The following is an 18,522-nucleotide window of genomic DNA, read 5'->3' as shown; positions in this document are numbered from 1 at the left end:
ATTTGCGACCTTTGAATCCGGGATACAGTAGAGGGATAGCGGTTAGATGAGCGACCTTGCGAGAGAAATTACACCGGTCAACATTGAGGAAGAGCTGAAGAGCTCCTATCTGGATTACGCGATGTCGGTCATTGTTGGCCGTGCGCTGCCGGATGTCCGAGATGGCCTGAAGCCGGTACACCGTCGCGTACTTTACGCCATGAACGTATTGGGCAATGACTGGAACAAAGCCTACAAAAAATCTGCCCGTGTCGTTGGTGACGTAATCGGTAAATACCATCCCCATGGTGATTCCGCGGTGTATGACACCATCGTCCGTATGGCGCAGCCGTTTTCACTGCGTTACATGCTGGTTGACGGCCAGGGTAACTTCGGTTCTATCGACGGCGACTCCGCGGCGGCAATGCGTTATACGGAAATCCGTCTGGCGAAAATTGCCCATGAGCTGATGGCCGATCTCGAAAAAGAGACGGTAGACTTCGTGGATAACTATGACGGCACGGAAAAAATTCCGGACGTCATGCCAACTAAAATTCCTAACCTGCTGGTGAACGGTTCTTCCGGTATCGCAGTAGGTATGGCGACGAACATTCCGCCACACAACCTCACGGAAGTGATCAACGGCTGTCTGGCCTATATCGATGATGAAGACATCACCATCGAAGGTCTGATGGAGCACATTCCGGGTCCGGACTTCCCTACAGCGGCCATCATCAATGGTCGTCGCGGTATTGAAGAAGCCTACCGTACCGGTCGTGGCAAAATTTACATTCGCGCCCGCGCGGAAGTGGAAACTGACGCGAAAACCAACCGCGAAACCATCATCGTGCACGAAATTCCGTATCAGGTGAACAAAGCACGCCTGATCGAGAAAATCGCCGAGCTGGTAAAAGACAAACGCGTGGAAGGCATCAGCGCGCTGCGTGACGAGTCTGATAAAGACGGTATGCGCATCGTGATTGAAGTGAAACGCGATGCGGTGGGCGAAGTGGTTCTTAACAACCTCTACTCCCAGACTCAGCTACAGGTTTCCTTCGGTATCAACATGGTGGCACTGCACCATGGTCAGCCGAAGATCATGAACCTGAAAGATATTCTTTCCGCGTTCGTACGTCACCGTCGTGAAGTGGTGACGCGTCGTACCATTTTCGAACTGCGTAAAGCGCGCGACCGTGCGCACATCCTTGAAGCGCTGGCTGTTGCGCTGGCGAACATCGACCCGATCATTGAACTGATCCGTCGTGCGCCGACGCCTGCTGAAGCAAAAGCAGGCCTGGTCGCACAGCCGTGGGATCTGGGCAACGTTGCCGCGATGCTGGAACGTGCGGGTGATGACGCGGCGCGTCCTGAGTGGCTGGAGCCGGAATTCGGCGTACGTGACGGTAAATATTACCTGACCGAACAGCAGGCACAGGCCATTCTGGATCTGCGTCTGCAGAAACTGACCGGCCTGGAGCATGAAAAACTGCTCGACGAATACAAAGAGCTGCTGGAACAGATCGCCGAACTGCTGCACATTCTGGGCAGCGCCGATCGTCTGATGGAAGTGATCCGCGAAGAGCTGGAGCTGGTGCGTGAACAGTTTGGCGATAACCGTCGTACTGAAATCACCGCGAACACCGCTGACATCAACATCGAAGACCTGATCAGCCAGGAAGATGTTGTTGTGACTCTGTCTCATCAGGGCTACGTGAAATATCAGCCGCTTACCGATTACGAAGCACAGCGTCGTGGCGGTAAAGGCAAATCAGCAGCACGTATTAAAGAAGAAGACTTTATCGACCGCCTGCTGGTGGCCAACACCCATGACACGATCCTCTGCTTCTCCAGCCGTGGTCGTTTGTACTGGATGAAGGTTTATCAGTTGCCGGAAGCCAGCCGAGGCGCGCGTGGCCGTCCGATCGTCAACCTGCTGCCGCTGGAAGCCGACGAACGTATCACCGCTATTCTGCCGGTACGCGAGTACGAAGAGGGCGTGAACGTCTTTATGGCGACCGCCAGCGGTACCGTGAAGAAAACGGCGCTGACCGAGTTCAGCCGTCCGCGTTCTGCCGGTATCATCGCCGTGAACCTGAACGAAGGCGACGAACTGATTGGCGTTGACCTGACGTCCGGTTCTGATGAAGTCATGCTGTTCTCTGCTGCCGGTAAAGTGGTGCGCTTCAAAGAAGACGCCGTCCGCGCCATGGGTCGTACGGCGACCGGTGTACGCGGCATTAAACTGGCAGGTGAGGACAAGGTCGTTTCTCTGATCATTCCGCGTGGCGAAGGCGCAATCCTGACCGTCACCCAGAACGGTTACGGTAAACGTTCTGCGGCGGAAGAGTATCCGACCAAGTCACGTGCGACACAGGGCGTTATCTCGATCAAAGTGACCGAGCGTAATGGTTCCGTTGTGGGCGCGGTGCAGGTTGACGATTGCGATCAGATCATGATGATCACTGATGCCGGTACGCTGGTGCGTACGCGTGTTTCCGAAGTGAGCATTGTCGGTCGTAACACCCAGGGCGTTATCCTCATCCGTACTGCGGAAGATGAAAACGTAGTGGGTCTGCAACGTGTGGCTGAACCGGTTGATGACGAAGAACTCGACGCCATCGACGGCAGCGCCGCAGAAGGTGACGATGAAATCGCACCGGAAACGGACACCGATGACGACGTAGCGGACGACGCTGACGAGTAAATCGTGAGACGCAACAATAAAGGCCGGTTATAAACCGGCCTTTTTTCTGCGTTGCGGCAAATGGGTTTTACCGTTACCTTAACCACATCCTGTTAGCCTTTGATGGCGGAGTTTCGCCCCTTTGAAATATCTTGTCTCCTTTCGTACGACGCTTAAAGTCTCACGCTACCTGTTCCGGGCGCTGGCGCTGCTACTCTGGTTGCTGATTGCCCTCGCATCGGTTTTCTATATCGTGAATGCCTTGCATCAGAAAGAGTCAGAGATACGTCAGGAATTTAACCTGAGTTCCGATCAGGCGCAGCGCTATATCCAGCGTACGTCGGATGTCATCAAAGAACTGAAGTACATTGCCGAAAACCGTCTTACGGCAACCAACGGCGTGCTGCCTCCCGCGTCGATAAAAGATAATACTGAAGTCCCGGACTTCGAGCCTCTGTTTGCCGATTCAGATTGTTCCGCGCTGGACGATGCGTGGCGCGGCTCGCTGGAGTCGCTTTCCTGGTTCCTGCGTTACTGGCGCGACAATTTCTCCGCCGCCTACGATCTCAACCGTGTGTTTTTAATTGGCAGTGAAAACCTGTGCATGGCGAACTTTGGCCTGCGGGATATGCCGATTGAACGTAACCAGGCGCTGAAAACCCTGCATGACCGCATTGTGAAGTACCGCAGTGCGCCGCAGGATGAGAGCGGCAGTAATCTGTTCTGGATAAGCCAGGGGCCGCGACCGGGTGTCGGCTATTTCTATGCCTTAACGCCCGTGTATCTGGCAAACCGTTTGCAGGCGTTGCTGGGCGTTGAACAAACCATCCGTATGGAAAACTTCTTCACGCCGGGGAGTTTACCGATTGGTGTCACCATTCTTGATGAAAACGGCGATTCGCTGATCTCCCTCACCGGGCCGGACAGCAAGCTGCGCATCGATCAGCGCTGGATGCAGGAGCGTGCGTGGTTTGGCTACAGCAGTGGCTTCCGCGAACTGGTGCTGAAAAAGAATCTGCCGCCGTCGTCGCTGAGCATTGTCTACTCCGTACCGGTGGATTTGGTGCTTGAGCGCATCCGCATGCTGATCCTCAACGCCGTGCTGCTTAATATCCTGACCGGGATAGCGCTGTTCACCATGGCGAGAATGTACGAGCGGCGGATATTTATTCCTGCCGAGTCAGATGCCCAACGTCTGGAAGAGCATGAGCAGTTCAACCGTAAAATCGTTGCCTCGGCGCCGGTCGGGATCTGTATTCTGCGCACCCAGGACGGCACCAATATTCTGAGTAACGAACTGGCGCATAACTACCTGAATATGCTGACGCACGAAGACCGGCAGCGCTTAACGCAGATTATCTGCGGCCAGCAGGTTAACTTTGTCGATGTGCTAACCAGTAACAATACCAACCTGCAAATCAGCTTTGTGCATTCGCGCTATCGCAATGAAAACGTGGCAATTTGTGTGTTGGTAGACGTCAGCTCGCGCGTCAAAATGGAAGAGTCGTTGCAGGAGATGGCGCAGGCGGCGGAGCAGGCCAGCCAGTCGAAATCGATGTTCCTTGCCACCGTCAGTCACGAACTGCGTACGCCGCTGTATGGCATCATCGGTAACCTTGATTTGTTGCAAACCAAAGAGTTACCGAAAGGCGTCGGGCGTCTGGTGACGGCGATGAACAACTCCTCGAGCCTGTTGCTGAAGATCATCAGCGACATTCTCGATTTCTCGAAAATTGAATCTGAACAGCTAAAAATCGAGCCGCGCGAGTTCTCGCCGAAAGAGGTGATGAACCACATTACCGCCAACTACCTGCCGCTGGTGGTGCGTAAACGGGTCGGAATGTACTGCTTTATCGAGCCCAATGTGCCGCCGCAGATGCTTGGCGACCCGATGCGTTTGCAGCAGGTTATCTCCAATATCCTGAGTAATGCCATCAAGTTTACCGATATTGGCTGCATCATTTTGCATCTTAAACGTGAAGGTGATTACCTGAGTATCAGCATCCGTGATACCGGCGTGGGTATTCCGGCGAAAGAGGTGGTACGCCTGTTTGACCCGTTCTTCCAGGTCGGAACCGGCGTGCAGCGCAACTTCCAGGGCACCGGGCTGGGGCTGGCGATTTGTGAGAAGCTCATCAACATGATGGACGGTGATATTGCCGTCGATACAGAACCGGGCATGGGCAGTCAGTTTACGGTGCGTATTCCGCTGTACGGCGCGCAGAATGCCGCGCCGCTGGTGATTGACGCGCTGGCGCAAAAACGCTGCTGGCTGGCGATTCGCAACGAATCTCTGTATCAGTTTATTGAAACGTTGCTGACATGGCACGGCGTGGACGTGCAGCGCTACGAAGGTGAAGAACCGGCACAGGATGATTTGCTGATCACGGACGATGATCTGGAGAAACCGTGGGCGGGCAGGGCGGCGGTGATCTTCTGTCGTCGCCATATCGGCATTCCTCTCGAACGAGCGCCGGGCGAATGGGTGCACAGTATTGTTTCCCCGCACGAGTTAATGACCCTGCTGGGGCGTATTTACCGGATTAAAGTGGGCAATGCGGATCACGCGGAGTCGTCATCGGCGCACGAAGTGGCTGTGGATAGCAACGACGATATGATGATCCTCGTGGTGGACGATCACCCGATCAACCGTCGCCTGCTGGCGGATCAACTGGGTACGCTGGGTTATCAGTGTATGACGGCGAATGACGGTGTCGATGCGCTCAATGTGCTGAGCAAAAATCATATTGATATTGTGCTCAGCGACGTGAACATGCCGAACATGGATGGCTATCGTTTAACGCAGCGTATCCGTCAGCTTGGCCTGACGCTGCCGGTTGTCGGCGTTACCGCCAACGCACTGGCGGAAGAGAAACAGCGCTGCCTGGAGTCAGGGATGGATAGCTGCCTGTCAAAACCGGTGACGCTGGATGTGCTGAAGCAAACACTGGCGGTCTATGCGGCGCGGGTGAGAAAAACGCGGGAATCATAAGATAAAAAAATCCCCCGGCTGGCCGGGGGATTCATTCTTAGAGCATTACTCTTTATCTGTCGGGGAAAGCGTGACAGAGGAGAGATAGTTCAGCAGAGCAATATCGTTTTCCACACCCAGTTTCATCATCGCTGATTTCTTCTGGCTACTGATGGTCTTGATACTGCGATTCAGTTTCTTGGCAATCTCGGTCACCAGGAAGCCTTCTGCAAACAGGCGCAACACTTCGCTCTCTTTTGGTGACAAACGTTTGTCGCCATAACCGCCCGCGCTGATTTTCTCCAGCAGGCGAGAGACGCTTTCCGGGGTGAATTTCTTCCCTTTTTGCAACGCGGCCAGCGCTTTAGGCAGGTCGGTCGGCGCACCCTGTTTCAGGACAATACCTTCGATATCCAGATCCAGCACGGCGCTCAGAATAGCCGGGTTGTTATTCATGGTCAGAACGATAATGGAAATACCCGGGAAATGACGCTTAATGTATTTGATAAGCGTGATCCCATCGCCATATTTGTCACCCGGCATGGAAAGGTCGGTGATCAGGACATGTGCATCCAGTTTCGGTAAATTGTTAATCAGCGCGGTGGAGTCTTCAAATTCGCCGACAACGTTGACCCATTCGATCTGTTCCAGTGATTTGCGAATACCAAACAGAACTATCGGATGATCATCGGCAATAATTACGTTCATATTGTTCATAATAAAGGCTACCTTGCTACAGCAAGCTCTTGACGTAGGCGTCAATGTCGCTGACATATTTTTCTATGGCCGGAGCATCTTTCTCACGAATGACATGCTCAAGCGTTTCACACAACTGCTTGCCAGGAACCAGGTTAAGCATAGCAAACACCCCCTTCAGGCGGTGGGCTGTCTGTGCCAACGCGGCAAAATCACGCGCGTCGCATTCAGTATACAGCCTGCTAACATCTTCCGGTACCGTATCAACAAACAGCGCATAATAGCCGCTGGCCTGAAGCTCGGCGTTTTCATCGCCGCCAAGAGGTGATTCCGTTACCTCTTCCTGTGCCAGTTGCTCTTCAATAAGCTGAAGGACAGCGTCCTGCATAGCATTACTGATATTAAAGTTAACACGCAGTTGGCCAGGGCCAATTTTGCGTATCCCAGCTTCATCATCGCTTAAAAGCAAGCCCGAAGCAGTAAGATTAGACGGATTATCTGTTAAAAAGATATCAAATTCTTGACTCGTCGCCCTTTCGTCCGGCGTGATGCAGGTCGCCCCCCAGCTTTCCAGCTGACGCGTCACGATGGTGCGAATCTCGTTTGAGGTGATATCCACCATGGCAACCACGTCGTCCAGCAGGCGCTCTTCCTGCTCGCTGTCCTCTTCGCGCGGTGCCATTTTTACGTGCAGCGAGTAGCGGGTACCCAACGATTCGCGCGCTTTAATATTCAGATGCCCGCCCAGCTTGCGTGCCAGTTGGTCACACAGCCAGAAGGTGAGGGCGTTAGCTTTACCGTAACGATCGGACTGGGTGTCGTTCAGATACGGGAAATGCAGGTTATCAATTTCACCGTGTGATACGCCGTTGCCGGTATCCAGAATGCGGAAGGTCAGGCGCTCGCCCGCAGACTCATCGGCATTCACTTCCAGCGTGATTTTGCCAATCTGAGTCGTGGTTACCGCGTACTGAATCAGCAGTAACAGAATACGGCGCAAGGCATCGCGATCGCCGTGACGCTGCTCTTTGGCCGGAAGCTGATTGTTGATTAGTAGTTGCAGGCCTTTACGTTTGATTGCGGGCAGGACTTCAGGCACTACTTCATCAATCAAATCCTGGAGCGAGAAGAGCGTGGATGCGCCTTTCCAGCTGTCATTCTCCAGCATATTGGCGAGCTGGATTTCATCAACCAGACGGACCAGCAGGTCGGCATTATTCGCCAGCTTCTGGCTTTCAGTGGTGTCTATCGCGGCGGCCTCGGCGGCCAGCGTTTTGATCGGTTGCTTTAAGGTGTCGCTGATATTTTGCATAAAGGCCGCGCGGCCCTGCTGATTTTTCTCATACAGACGCTGCGCCTGCTTGAGCTTCTTATTCACCAGCACTTCGCGGTCTTGATCGCGAATAATGAAGATCTGCATCCGTGGTGAGACCTGACTGCGGAACTGGCGAATTTCGTACAGTTCATTATTAATGGTGGCCTGAATCACGCCCTGATGCTGATCCGCCATGCTGGTGATATTTTGCAGGTTAAGGTGCGGCAACAGATGATCGGCAATTTTATTGCTAATTAACGTACGGTTCGATTCCTGATCGTGCACCAGCAGCCCCAGCGGCAGCAGCGACACAATCTCTTCATTGATAGCGCGCAGTAAACGCAGTTCGTTATTGGCGCCAGACACCGGCGCGGTAGCTGCGCTTTTGCGGCCCGTCTGATGGCGGAACGTGGAGTAACCGAACAGCGCCAGCGCCAGCAGGCCGATATTCAGCAGCAGCGGTAGCATGATGTTCTGGAAGGTATCCAGCAACAGCGTGCCAAACGGGACCTGCCACACCAGACGCATGCCGGTCGAATTCAGCGATGAAGAGATCTCAATACGCGAGCTGTTGAAGTTAATCGCGACGCTATCACTGGGCTCTTTATCCTGGCTTCGCAGGGCGTTCTGCGACGGGTCCTGTTCGAGGCGGAAACTGTCGAGAGACATCGCTGGTGGCACAAGATCGTTAATCGGCAGGTCAAATGCCACTACCGTCGCAAGATGTCCCGGCTGGTTAAAGGTGGTGCGCAAAGTGAAGTAGTGGCCGTTTTGCCACGCCAGACGGCGCAGGGAAGAGAAGGTTTCACGTTCGTCCAGCGTATTTGCCTGCTGGAGCATCTCGGCGCGGCGCGAATCGACGATGCTACCCACCGTAGATTCTTTGAATCCGGAAGAGAGATCTTTTAACGGCAGCGTAGAAATAAGGATCAGGCTGTTATCCTGGCCGTTCAGGTAATACATCGACCATGGGATGGTTTCCGCGCCCCACAGTGTATCGAGATAGGTGGACATGCGCTGAGTAATTTCCAGCGTCGAACTGTCGTGGGAGCCGAAAATCAGCGCCTCGGTTTTACGTCGCGGCTTTTCCAGATAATAGACGTCCTGTTTAAGACGCGTTTCCTGTAACCCTTCGCTGGACGTGGCGCTAGAGGGGGCGGCGGCAATGTTGTCGTAAATCTGCCAGGTCGCATAACGCCAGGTATCAATGCGCTTATGCACGGCATGGGTCATGTCGACTATCTGATAGCTTTTGTCCTTCAGCCACGCGTTAACCGCGCTCTGAATCATCACACCCATCGTTACCAGCAATACGATGATCATTAACAGGAAGAAGCGGGTGATGCTGCCCGGCAGCAGGGAAAATTTACCGGACGTTTTCTTGTCAGACTGACTCATTGGCGTGTGTAACCCATCATAACGGCATCTGAATGAGAATATGCTCAGACATAGGTGAGCGTGGGACGTCTTAACCTGTTTTGCGCGGCGAACCCACGTCAAATTCTCTGTAACAGGCGAGAGTACAGCAGGCAGTATAAAGGGAACTGTGCCAATTGCCATACTTCAGCGGTTTTCAGCTCCTGAAAGGGAGAAAAATGCGAGGAATAAAAAGGCGATGGAGAGGTAAAACCGCGTTTGCGTTAGGTAAAAACAGCATGAATTAACAAGAAATTATCACGTGAAAATTATGTTAGTAATTTGTTATGGATTTTGCGGATGATTAATTAATGAACGTTATAATTCACGAGAGTTAGCATGTGGGGATTAAAGTTACGTAAAGAAAGGTAAAAAAAACCGGATGCGATGCATCCGGTGGAAATAGGGGTAAACAGACATTCAGAACTGAATGACGGTAATAAATAAAGTTAATGATGATAGCGATATCTATTTTAGTTGCGGGTGAAACTTTTGTTTTACCATTCAGTGCTATACCTGTAACCAATTTTAATTCATTGATTATGAAAGACTATTTCAAAACTCTTTGTTTATCCGTGCTATTTTTCTTACCCATTTGTGCGAAAAAAAGTTCCGTAGAATTTACATTTTGAAACACCTATATGGATAAATGAAACACCTTTAAGGTTTTAGTATCATTTTGGTGTTGGATTATTCTGCATTTTGCAGCACAATGGGTTTGCCGACTGGTTAATGAGGGTTGACCAGTAAGCAGTGGCATATAAAAAGGCATATAACAGAGGGTTATTAACATGAAAGTTAAAGTACTGTCCCTCCTGGTACCAGCACTGCTGGTAGCGGGCGCAGCAAATGCGGCTGAAATTTATAACAAAGACGGCAACAAATTAGATCTGTACGGTAAAATCGACGGTCTGCACTACTTCTCCGATGACAACGGCGTAGACGGCGACCAGACCTACATGCGTATCGGCGTTAAAGGCGAAACGCAGATCCAGGACCAACTGACCGGTTACGGCCAGTGGGAATACAACGTTCAGGCGAACAATACTGAAGATTCCAGCGATCAGGCGTGGACTCGTCTGGCATTCGCCGGTCTGCGCTTCGGTGATGCAGGTTCCTTCGACTACGGTCGTAACTACGGCGTTGTTTACGACATCACTTCATGGACCGACGTTCTGCCGGAATTCGGCGGCGACACCTACGGTTCTGACAACTTCCTGCAGTCTCGTGCTAACGGCGTTGCAACCTACCGTAACACTGACTTCTTCGGTCTGGTTGATGGCCTGAACTTTGCTCTGCAGTACCAGGGTAAAAACGGCAGCGTAAGCGGCGAAGGTACGACTAACAACGGTCGTGGCGATCTGAAACAGAACGGTGACGGCTTCGGCGGCTCCCTGTCTTATGACATCGGCGAAGGCTTCAGCGTGGGTGGTGCGATTGCCAGCTCTAAACGTACTGATGCTCAGAACACCAACCCGGCCTTTGGTCGTGGTGACAAAGCGACTACCTACACCGGTGGTCTGAAATATGATGCGAACAACATCTATCTGGCCGCGCAGTACACCCAGACTTACAACGCAACTCGCTTCGGCAAAGTTAACAATGACACGAACTTCGGTGGCTACGCTGATAAAGCGCAGAACTTCGAAGTGGTTGCACAGTACCAGTTCGACTTCGGTCTGCGTCCGTCCGTTGCTTACCTGCAGTCTAAAGGCAAAGACCTCGTAGCTGCTGGTGGCCGCGACTTCGGCGACCAGGATCTGGTTAAATATGTTGATGTTGGTGCGACCTACTACTTCAACAAAAACATGTCTACCTATGTTGATTACAAAATCAACCTGCTGGATGACAACACCTTCACCCGCGCTGCTGGCATCTCTACCGATGACGTCGTAGCACTGGGTCTGGTTTACCAGTTCTAATCGACTGAGAATCCACATGAAAGGAGCCGAAAGGCTCCTTTTTTTATGCCCTGTTTAAGCGAATTGGTGTACTCTTGCGCGCATTGCAGGAGAAATAATACCGGATGGAAATGAATATCTTACGTGCGGCCCTGGTGAGCGTCGCGTTACTGCTTGCTGGCTGCGATAATGCCAGTACTGCCACGCCGTCAAAAGAAACCGCAACGGTGCTCGAAGGCAAGACAATGGGCACCTTCTGGCGCGTGAGCGTGGTGGATATCGATAAAAAACGCGCCGATGAACTGCGCGAAAAAATCCAGACACAGCTTGATGGCGACGACCAGCTGCTCTCGACGTGGAAAAACGACTCCGCGCTGATGCGCTTTAACCTCTCTTCCAGCACCGCGCCGTGGCCGGTCACCGAAGCCATGGCGGATATCGTTACCGAATCCCTGCGTATCGGGCAAAAAACCCAGGGCGCGATGGATATTACCGTGGGCCCGCTGGTGAATCTGTGGGGCTTTGGCCCGGATAAACAGCCAGTCAGTACGCCGACGCAGGAACAAATCGATGCGGCAAAAGCCAAAACCGGCTTACAACACCTTACGGTGATTAATACCGCAGGTCGCCAGTATCTGCAAAAAGATCTCCCTGAACTCTATGTTGATCTCTCGACCGTTGGCGAAGGGTATGCGGCGGATCATCTTGCGCGCCTGATGGGACAGGAGGGGATCTCGCGCTATCTGGTGTCCGTTGGCGGCGCGCTGTCGAGCCGCGGCATGAATGCGGAAGGCCGCCCGTGGCGCGTGGCGATTCAAAAACCGACTGATAAAGAGAACGCCGTCCAGGCGATTGTCGATATCAACGGTCACGGGATCAGCACGTCCGGCAGCTACCGTAACTATTATGAGCTGGACGGTCAGCGAATCTCTCATGTCATCGACCCACAAACTGGCCGACCCATTACCCATAAACTGGTTTCCGTGACGGTGATTGCGCCGACGGCGCTGGAAGCCGATGCCTGGGATACCGGCCTGATGGTTCTCGGCCCGGAAAAAGCCAAAGAAGTGGTGCGCGAGCAGGGGCTGGCGGTGTATATGATCATGAAAGAGGGTGATAACTTCACCACCTGGATGTCGCCGCAGTTCAAAGCGTTTCTGGTGAACGGTAAAAATTAAAAAGCAAGATTGCCGGTTTTTTGCTGTCTCCTCCAGGGCAAAGTCGTCGTACACTTACTGGAGGAGCCTGATATGACATCTCACACTTTCCATACTGATGAGCGCCGCTGGCAGGCGGTGCTTGAGCGCGATGCCGGAGCCGACGGGCAGTTTGTCTTTGCGGTCCGCACCACCGGTATTTTTTGTCGCCCCTCCTGCAAAGCGCGCCATGCGTTGCGCCAGAATGTGCAATTTTATGCTGATGCTGATGCGGCGCTGCAGGCAGGTTTTCGCCCCTGTAAACGCTGCCAGCCGGATACGCTCGATCCCCAGTTGCAAAAAGTGAACAAAGTGGCGATAGCCTGCCGAATGCTCGAACAGGATGCGCCCGTTACCCTGGACACGCTAGCCGAGGCGGTAGCTGTCAGTCCCTACCATTTCCACCGTTTGTTTAAGTCGGTCACCGGCGTCACGCCAAAAGCGTGGCAGCAAGCGTGGCGCGCCCGGCGCCTGCGTGAAGCGCTGGCGGAAGGCGAGGCGGTGACCCATGCCGTACTCAATGCCGGTTTTCCGGACAGCAGCAGCTACTATCGCCATGCCGATCGGCTTCTGGGTATGACGGCAAAACAGTATCGACGCGGTGGTGAAGAGGCCATTATCCATTATGCGCTGGAAGATTGCCGTTTCGGACGTTGCCTGATAGCGCTGAGCACGCGTGGCATCTGCGCCGTGCTGTTGGGCGATAGCGATGCACAGCTGACGACAGAGCTTCAGCAACTTTTCCCCTCGGCGCAATCGCAGCAGGGCAGCCCGGCTTTTCATCAGCAAATTCATGAGGTGGTGAGGCGGCTGGATGATCAACAGTTGCCGCTGAATTTGCCGCTGGATATTCGCGGCACCGCCTTTCAGCAGCAAGTCTGGCAGGCATTGCGCGCGATTCCGCTGGGTGAAACGCGCAGCTATCAGCAAATTGCCACCGCCATTGGCAACCCGAAAGCCGTGCGTGCGGTGGCCGGTGCCTGCGCGGCGAACAAACTGGCGATCGTTATTCCGTGCCATCGGGTGGTGCGTGAAGATGGTAGCCTGTCGGGATACCGCTGGGGCGTGGGGCGCAAAGCGGCGCTGCTGGCGGATGAGAAAAATGCCGGAGGGAAATAATGCTCGATCTCTTTGCTGATGAAGCCCCCTGGCAGGAACCGCTGGCGGCGGGCGCCATCATCCTTCGTCGCCAGGCGTTAAGCCAGGCCAGCGAATTGCTGGCGGCGATTGAACAGGTTGCCGCGTTGTCACCGTTTCGCCAGATGGTGACGCCCGGCGGCTATACCATGTCGGTGGCGATGACCAACTGCGGCCCGCTGGGCTGGAGCACCGATCTGCACGGTTACTGCTACACGCCGCGCGATCCGCTGACGGGCAAATCCTGGCCGTCAATGCCGGATGTGTTCCGCAGCCTGGCGCTGGAGGCGGCGACGCTGGCGGGCTATGCCGATTTTTCGCCGGACGCCTGCCTGATTAACCGCTACCTTCCGGGCGCGAAACTGTCGCTTCATCAGGATAAAGACGAAGCTACGCTGAGCGCGCCGATTGTGTCGGTTTCGCTGGGCTTGCCCGCTGTGTTCCAGTTTGGCGGCCTGAAGCGTAACGATCCGCTCCAGCGCGTGTTGCTGGAACATGGCGATGTGGTGGTGTGGGGCGGCGAATCGCGCCTCTTTTATCATGGCATTCTGCCGCTCAAACCGGGTCACCATCCACAGGTTGGCCCACTGCGCTATAACCTCACCTTTCGTCATGCAGGTAATAAAGAATAAAAATAAGAATTATTCTTGATGTACTCGTACGGCAGTTTACACTGCACGCTGTTTTTATTTTCCGGGTTGCTGTTTTATGGAACTTCTCCTGCTTGTCTGGCGCCAGTACCGCTGGCCATTTATTGCCGTTATGGCGCTGAGTTTACTGAGCGCGGCGTTGGGGATTGGGCTGATTGCCTTCATTAACCTGCGTTTAATCACTACGGTAGATATGTCACTGACAGTGCTGCCAGAGTTTCTCGGGCTGCTGCTATTGCTGATGGCGGTTACGCTGGGTTCGCAGCTGGCGCTGACCACGCTCGGACATCACTTTGTTTACCGTCTGCGCAGCGAATTCATTAAACGTATTCTGGACACCCAGGTTGAACGCATCGAAAAACTCGGCAGCGCGGCGCTGCTGGCGGGCCTGACCAGCGATGTGCGGGCGATCACCATCGCTTTCGTCCGTCTGCCGGAACTGGTGCAGGGGATTATCCTGACCTTTGGCTCCGCCGCTTACCTGGCATTTCTGTCGACCAAAATGCTGCTGGTGACCGCACTGTGGATGGCGCTGACCATCTGGGGCGGGTTTGTGCTGGTGGCGCGGGTCTACAAACATATGGCGATTCTGCGTGAGACGGAAGATGCGCTGTATCAGGATTATCAGACCGTGCTGGAAGGGCGCAAAGAGCTCACCCTCAACCGGGAACGCGCAGAGTATGTCTTTAATCAGCTCTATATTCCGGACGCGAAAAGCTACCGTCACCATATCGTGCGCGCCGACACCTTCCACCTGAGCGCCGTGAACTGGTCGAACATTATGATGCTGGGCGCCATCGGCCTGGTCTTCTGGATGGCGAACAGTCTGGGCTGGGCGGATACCGCCGTGGCGGCGACCTACTCGCTAACGCTGCTATTCCTGCGCACGCCGCTGTTATCGGCCGTAGGCGCGCTGCCGACGTTGCTCAGCGCCCAGGTGGCGTTCAAAAAGCTCAACACCTTCTCGCTTGCACCTTACCAGGCGGAGTTCCCTGTGCCGAAAGCGTATCCAAACTGGCAAACGCTTGAACTGCGCGATGTGGAGTTTCACTATGAAGACAACACCTTCGCCGTGGGCCCGATCAATCTGACGCTCCATCGCGGTGAACTGGTGTTCCTGATTGGCGGCAACGGCAGCGGTAAATCGACGCTGGCGATGCTGCTTACCGGGCTCTATCAACCGGTTAAAGGGCAGATTCTGCTGGATGGCAAACCGCTGGCGGCGGACAAACCGGAAGATTACCGTAAGCTGTTCTCAGCGGTCTTCACTGACGTCTGGCTGTTTGACCAGTTGCTGGGGCCGGAAGGAAAACAGGCCGACCCGGCGCTGGTGGATAAGTGGCTGGAACAGCTGAAAATGGGGCATAAGGTGAAGCTGGAAAACGGCAAAATCCTTGACCTTAAACTCTCGAAAGGGCAAAAGAAGCGCGTGGCGCTGCTGCTGGCATTAGCGGAAGAGCGAGACATCATTATGCTGGATGAGTGGGCCGCCGATCAGGATCCGCACTTCCGCCGTGAGTTCTACCAAATATTGCTTCCGCTGATGCAACAGATGGGTAAAACGGTCTTTGCTATCAGCCACGACGACCACTACTTCATCCATGCCGATCGTCTGCTGGAGATGCGCGATGGTCAACTGAGTGAGTTGACCGGTGAGGAACGCGATGCCGCCTCGCGCGATGCGGTCGCCCGAACGGCATAACCTGATGAAAAAAGCGGCATTCGCCGCTTTTTTTATGGGTATTAAAATGCTGTTTATTATTATTTACATTTCTCCACGCTATGCTTAATGCTCCCGGCCTACCTGCCGGGCATTCAGATGACCGAAAGGATGACCGGCAATGTCCGCAATAATGAAAAACAGCGCGAAGCTGCGTGATGAAGAGCGCGCGCGTCTTATCTGGCTATTAACCACCGATAAAGCCATTACCTCCGTTCTGCTGGGCAAACTGACGCTCGCCGAGCAGTATGATGAGAGCACCCTGATTGACGACCTCGCGGAAGTCAGCGCGCTGGTGGCACATCTTCCTGGCCCGGACCTGGCGGACGTTCTGGAGGCATTGCCCTCCGATGAGCGTCACGCGTTATGGAACGTGGTGGAAGATGACAAGCGCGGCAAAGTGTTGCTTGAAGCATCGGAGAACGTCTGGGACGACCTCATTGACGATATGAGCGACCGGGCGTTGCTCGATGCACTGCAAACCCTGGACATCGATGAACAGATTTACCTGGTTCAGCATCTGCCGCGCGATTTAACCGGACGCCTGCTGGCAACACTCCCGCCGTCCGAGCGCGCCCGCGTGCGTCAGGTGATGAACTATGCCCACGATCGCGTTGGCTCGATCATGGAGTTCGAAGTCATTACCGTACGCCCGGAAGTGACGCTGGCGACCGTCCAGCGCTACCTGCGGCGGCTCGGAAAAATGCCGGAAAACACCGATAAACTGTTCGTCACGCGGCGGGATATGACGCTGGTTGGCGAGCTGGAATTGACCACCATTTTGCTCAGCCCGGCACAAAGCACCGTTGAAGCGGTAATGGAATCCGAACCGGTGGCTTTCCACCCGGAAGAAGAGTCGGAAAAGGTGGCCCGTACCTTCGAACGTGACAACCTGGTCAGCGCCGCGGTTATCGATCAGCAGGGCAAACTGATGGGACGTTTGACCATCGATGAGATCGTTGACGTGGTTTACGAAGAAACGGATAGCGATCTGCGTCGCATGGGTGGCCTGAGTGCCGAAGAGGACGTGTTTGCGCCAGTGACCAAAGCGGTGAAAACCCGTTGGGCGTGGCTGGCGATCAACCTCTGCACCGCATTTATTGCTTCGCGCGTCATCGATGGCTTCGAACATACCATCTCACAACTGGTGGCGCTGGCGTCGTTGATGCCGATCGTCGCAGGAATTGGCGGTAACACCGGGAACCAGACCATTACCATGATCGTGCGCGCGCTGGCGCTACAGCAGATCCAGCCGGGTAACTTCTCGTTTCTGATCCTGCGTGAAATGGGCGTGGCGTTGATTAATGGCCTGGTGTGGGGCGGGATCATGGGCTGCGTCACCTGGCTGCTCTACAGCGACCCGCACCTGGGTGCGGTGATGACGCTGGCGATGGTATTGAACCTGCTGGTTGCGGCGCTAATGGGCGTACTGATCCCGATGATCATGGTGAAGTTTGGCCGCGACCCGGCGGTAGGCTCCAGCGTAATGATCACCGCAATCACCGACACCGGCGGCTTCTTTATTTTCCTTGGGCTGGCGACGATTTTTCTGCTTTAACCGCAAGCTTTTCTTTCAGGCGGGCAGGGATCAGCGCCATGCTGACCACGCCCGCCAGCACGCCAATCGCCAGGTTGCCGGTGCTGACGGTTGCCGCGACCGTTATCACCATCACCATGGTCTCCGGCCACGGGGCGCGTTTCAGCGTTGCAGGCTGGACGCTGTGCCAGCTAAAGGTTTTGAACGCCACAATCACCATAATTCCGGCCAGTACCGACATTGGAATGTCAGCCATAACCTTGCTTAACGCCGTCACCAACAGCAGCAGCACGAGGCCTGCCATGATTGTTGAAACGCGGCTACGGCCTTTCCCCATCTCGACGTTGACAATCGTCTGACCAATCATCGCACAGCCCGCGATGCCGCCATAAAAACCGGCCAGAATGTTGGCGATGCCAAGCCCGGCGCTTTCGCGCGCTTTGTTTGACGGCGTCGCGGTCAAATCATCGACCAGCTTTGCCGTCAGCAACGACTCCATTAACCCGACAAACGCAATGCTCAGCGCGCAGGGCCAGATGATGTTCAGGGTGTCGAGATTCATCGGCACCAGTAACTGCGTCAGGCCGGGCAGGCCGCCGCTCATCGAACCTTCATCGCCAACGGTGGGCAGTAGCTGGCCGCTGGTGATGGTGAAAAGGGTTAACAGCACGATGGCAATCAGCGGTGATGGCACGCTCTTAATCACCCGCGGTGCCCACAGCACAATCAGCAGGGTCGCGACGAAGAGCGCGATAATCAGCGGATTACGGCTCCAGAAATGCGGCACCTGGGCGAAGAAGATCAGCACCCCTAGCGCGTTGACAAAACCGGTCATCACCGGCTGCGGAATAAACCGCATCAACCGTGCCATACCGCACAGGCCGAACAGAATTTGAATCACGCCAGCCATCACCACGGCGGGCAGAATGTAACCGACGCCGTGTTGATGCACCATCGGCCCGATGACCAGCGCCACAGAACCGGCAGCGGCAGTCACCATCGCCGGACGCCCGCCGAGAAATGACATCGCCAGGCACAGCACCACCGAGGCGATCAAACTGACTTTGGGATCGACGCCAGCAATCACGGAAAAGGAGATAACTTCGGGGATCAGTGCCAGTGCGGTAATGACGCCAGCCAGCGTTTCGCGCAGCAGCAGTTTGGGCGAGCGCATTACGGAAAGGATGCGGCCATCCTGGGGAGCAAAAGGGGTGTCTGACATGGGATCTTCATTGGTTATCGATAGCCGGTTTTCTATAAGCCGTACTTTCGTGCTATTTATCACAAAACGGAGCAGTTTACCGCTCTATGTCACAGAATG

The 18,522-nt window shown here is 54.4% G+C and carries 11 protein-coding genes; 8 read left to right on the top strand and 3 right to left on the bottom strand.

Annotation, left to right across the window (positions count from 1 at the left end):
• Window positions 1-46 precede the first annotated feature (46 nt).
• Both gyrA and rcsC read left to right on the top strand, forming a co-directional pair.
• Window positions 47-2,683, top strand: coding sequence for a DNA topoisomerase (ATP-hydrolyzing) subunit A (gyrA, locus tag AC1MKH_RS16775; RefSeq protein WP_327621833.1), 2,637 nt, complete (start codon window positions 47-49; stop codon window positions 2,681-2,683).
• 121 nt (window positions 2,684-2,804) lie between these two features.
• Window positions 2,805-5,654 (top strand): two-component system sensor histidine kinase RcsC, encoded by a 2,850-nt coding sequence (rcsC, locus tag AC1MKH_RS16770; RefSeq protein WP_276219786.1) that lies wholly within the window; start codon window positions 2,805-2,807, stop codon window positions 5,652-5,654.
• A gap of 45 nt (window positions 5,655-5,699) precedes the next feature.
• Here rcsC and rcsB read toward each other — a convergent pair whose 3' ends face one another.
• Both rcsB and rcsD read right to left on the bottom strand, forming a co-directional pair.
• On the bottom strand, window positions 5,700-6,350 hold the full coding sequence (rcsB, locus tag AC1MKH_RS16765; protein WP_015963687.1) for a response regulator transcription factor RcsB: 651 nt from the start codon (window positions 6,348-6,350) through the stop codon (window positions 5,700-5,702).
• A 16-nt stretch (window positions 6,351-6,366) separates the two neighbouring features.
• A complete protein-coding gene (rcsD, locus tag AC1MKH_RS16760) occupies window positions 6,367-9,042 on the bottom strand; it encodes a phosphotransferase RcsD (RefSeq protein ID WP_276219787.1) in 2,676 nt (891 codons plus the stop codon).
• Between the two features lie 809 nt (window positions 9,043-9,851).
• On the opposite strand from rcsD, the gene AC1MKH_RS16755 reads away from it, so the two are divergent.
• From AC1MKH_RS16755 to mgtE, 6 genes are all read left to right on the top strand, one after another.
• Window positions 9,852-10,982 carry a porin OmpC gene (locus tag AC1MKH_RS16755; protein WP_276219788.1) on the top strand — a complete coding sequence of 377 codons (1,131 nt, stop codon included), beginning with the start codon at window positions 9,852-9,854 and terminating at the stop codon, window positions 10,980-10,982.
• A 104-nt stretch (window positions 10,983-11,086) separates the two neighbouring features.
• Complete coding sequence (gene apbE / locus AC1MKH_RS16750) at window positions 11,087-12,139, top strand: FAD:protein FMN transferase ApbE (protein ID WP_276219789.1); 1,053 nt, start codon at window positions 11,087-11,089, stop codon at window positions 12,137-12,139.
• Between the two features lie 72 nt (window positions 12,140-12,211).
• Window positions 12,212-13,276 (top strand): bifunctional DNA-binding transcriptional regulator/O6-methylguanine-DNA methyltransferase Ada, encoded by a 1,065-nt coding sequence (ada, locus tag AC1MKH_RS16745; RefSeq protein ID WP_276219790.1) that lies wholly within the window; start codon window positions 12,212-12,214, stop codon window positions 13,274-13,276.
• Entirely contained in the window at window positions 13,276-13,926 is a 651-nt protein-coding gene (alkB, locus tag AC1MKH_RS16740) for a DNA oxidative demethylase AlkB (protein WP_276219791.1), read from the top strand. The genes ada and alkB overlap by 1 nt, the downstream gene beginning before the upstream one ends.
• 76 nt (window positions 13,927-14,002) lie before the next feature.
• Window positions 14,003-15,646, top strand: a complete 1,644-nt coding sequence (locus AC1MKH_RS16735; RefSeq protein ID WP_276219792.1) for a multidrug ABC transporter permease/ATP-binding protein — start codon at window positions 14,003-14,005, stop codon at window positions 15,644-15,646.
• A 139-nt stretch (window positions 15,647-15,785) separates the two neighbouring features.
• Complete coding sequence (gene mgtE, locus AC1MKH_RS16730; RefSeq protein ID WP_108473624.1) at window positions 15,786-17,222, top strand: magnesium transporter; 1,437 nt, start codon at window positions 15,786-15,788, stop codon at window positions 17,220-17,222.
• Here mgtE and AC1MKH_RS16725 read toward each other — a convergent pair.
• A complete protein-coding gene (locus AC1MKH_RS16725; RefSeq protein ID WP_276219793.1) occupies window positions 17,185-18,423 on the bottom strand; it encodes a SulP family inorganic anion transporter in 1,239 nt (412 codons plus the stop codon). The genes mgtE and AC1MKH_RS16725 overlap by 38 nt on opposite strands.
• Window positions 18,424-18,522: the final 99 nt, after the last annotated feature.

It is taken from the genome of Pseudocitrobacter sp. CD920760 (assembly GCF_057782505.1).
The sequence above is the reverse complement of the archived record's forward strand: the minus strand, read 5'-3'. Positions and strand labels throughout refer to the sequence as shown.

Bases quoted from the DNA above. Each gene is read 5' to 3' on its own strand.
- ada (WP_276219790.1), top strand. From the start codon at position 12,212: ATGACATCTCACACTTTCCATACTGATGAGCGCCGCTGGCAGGCGGTG.
- apbE (WP_276219789.1), top strand. From the start codon at position 11,087: ATGGAAATGAATATCTTACGTGCGGCCCTGGTGAGCGTCGCGTTACTG.
- alkB (WP_276219791.1), top strand. From the start codon at position 13,276: ATGCTCGATCTCTTTGCTGATGAAGCCCCCTGGCAGGAACCGCTGGCG.
- AC1MKH_RS16725 (WP_276219793.1), bottom strand. From the start codon at position 18,423: ATGTCAGACACCCCTTTTGCTCCCCAGGATGGCCGCATCCTTTCCGTA.
- rcsD (WP_276219787.1), bottom strand. From the start codon at position 9,042: ATGAGTCAGTCTGACAAGAAAACGTCCGGTAAATTTTCCCTGCTGCCG.
- rcsB (WP_015963687.1), bottom strand. From the start codon at position 6,350: ATGAACAATATGAACGTAATTATTGCCGATGATCATCCGATAGTTCTG.
- mgtE (WP_108473624.1), top strand. From the start codon at position 15,786: ATGTCCGCAATAATGAAAAACAGCGCGAAGCTGCGTGATGAAGAGCGC.
- AC1MKH_RS16735 (WP_276219792.1), top strand. From the start codon at position 14,003: ATGGAACTTCTCCTGCTTGTCTGGCGCCAGTACCGCTGGCCATTTATT.
- gyrA (WP_327621833.1), top strand. From the start codon at position 47: ATGAGCGACCTTGCGAGAGAAATTACACCGGTCAACATTGAGGAAGAG.
- AC1MKH_RS16755 (WP_276219788.1), top strand. From the start codon at position 9,852: ATGAAAGTTAAAGTACTGTCCCTCCTGGTACCAGCACTGCTGGTAGCG.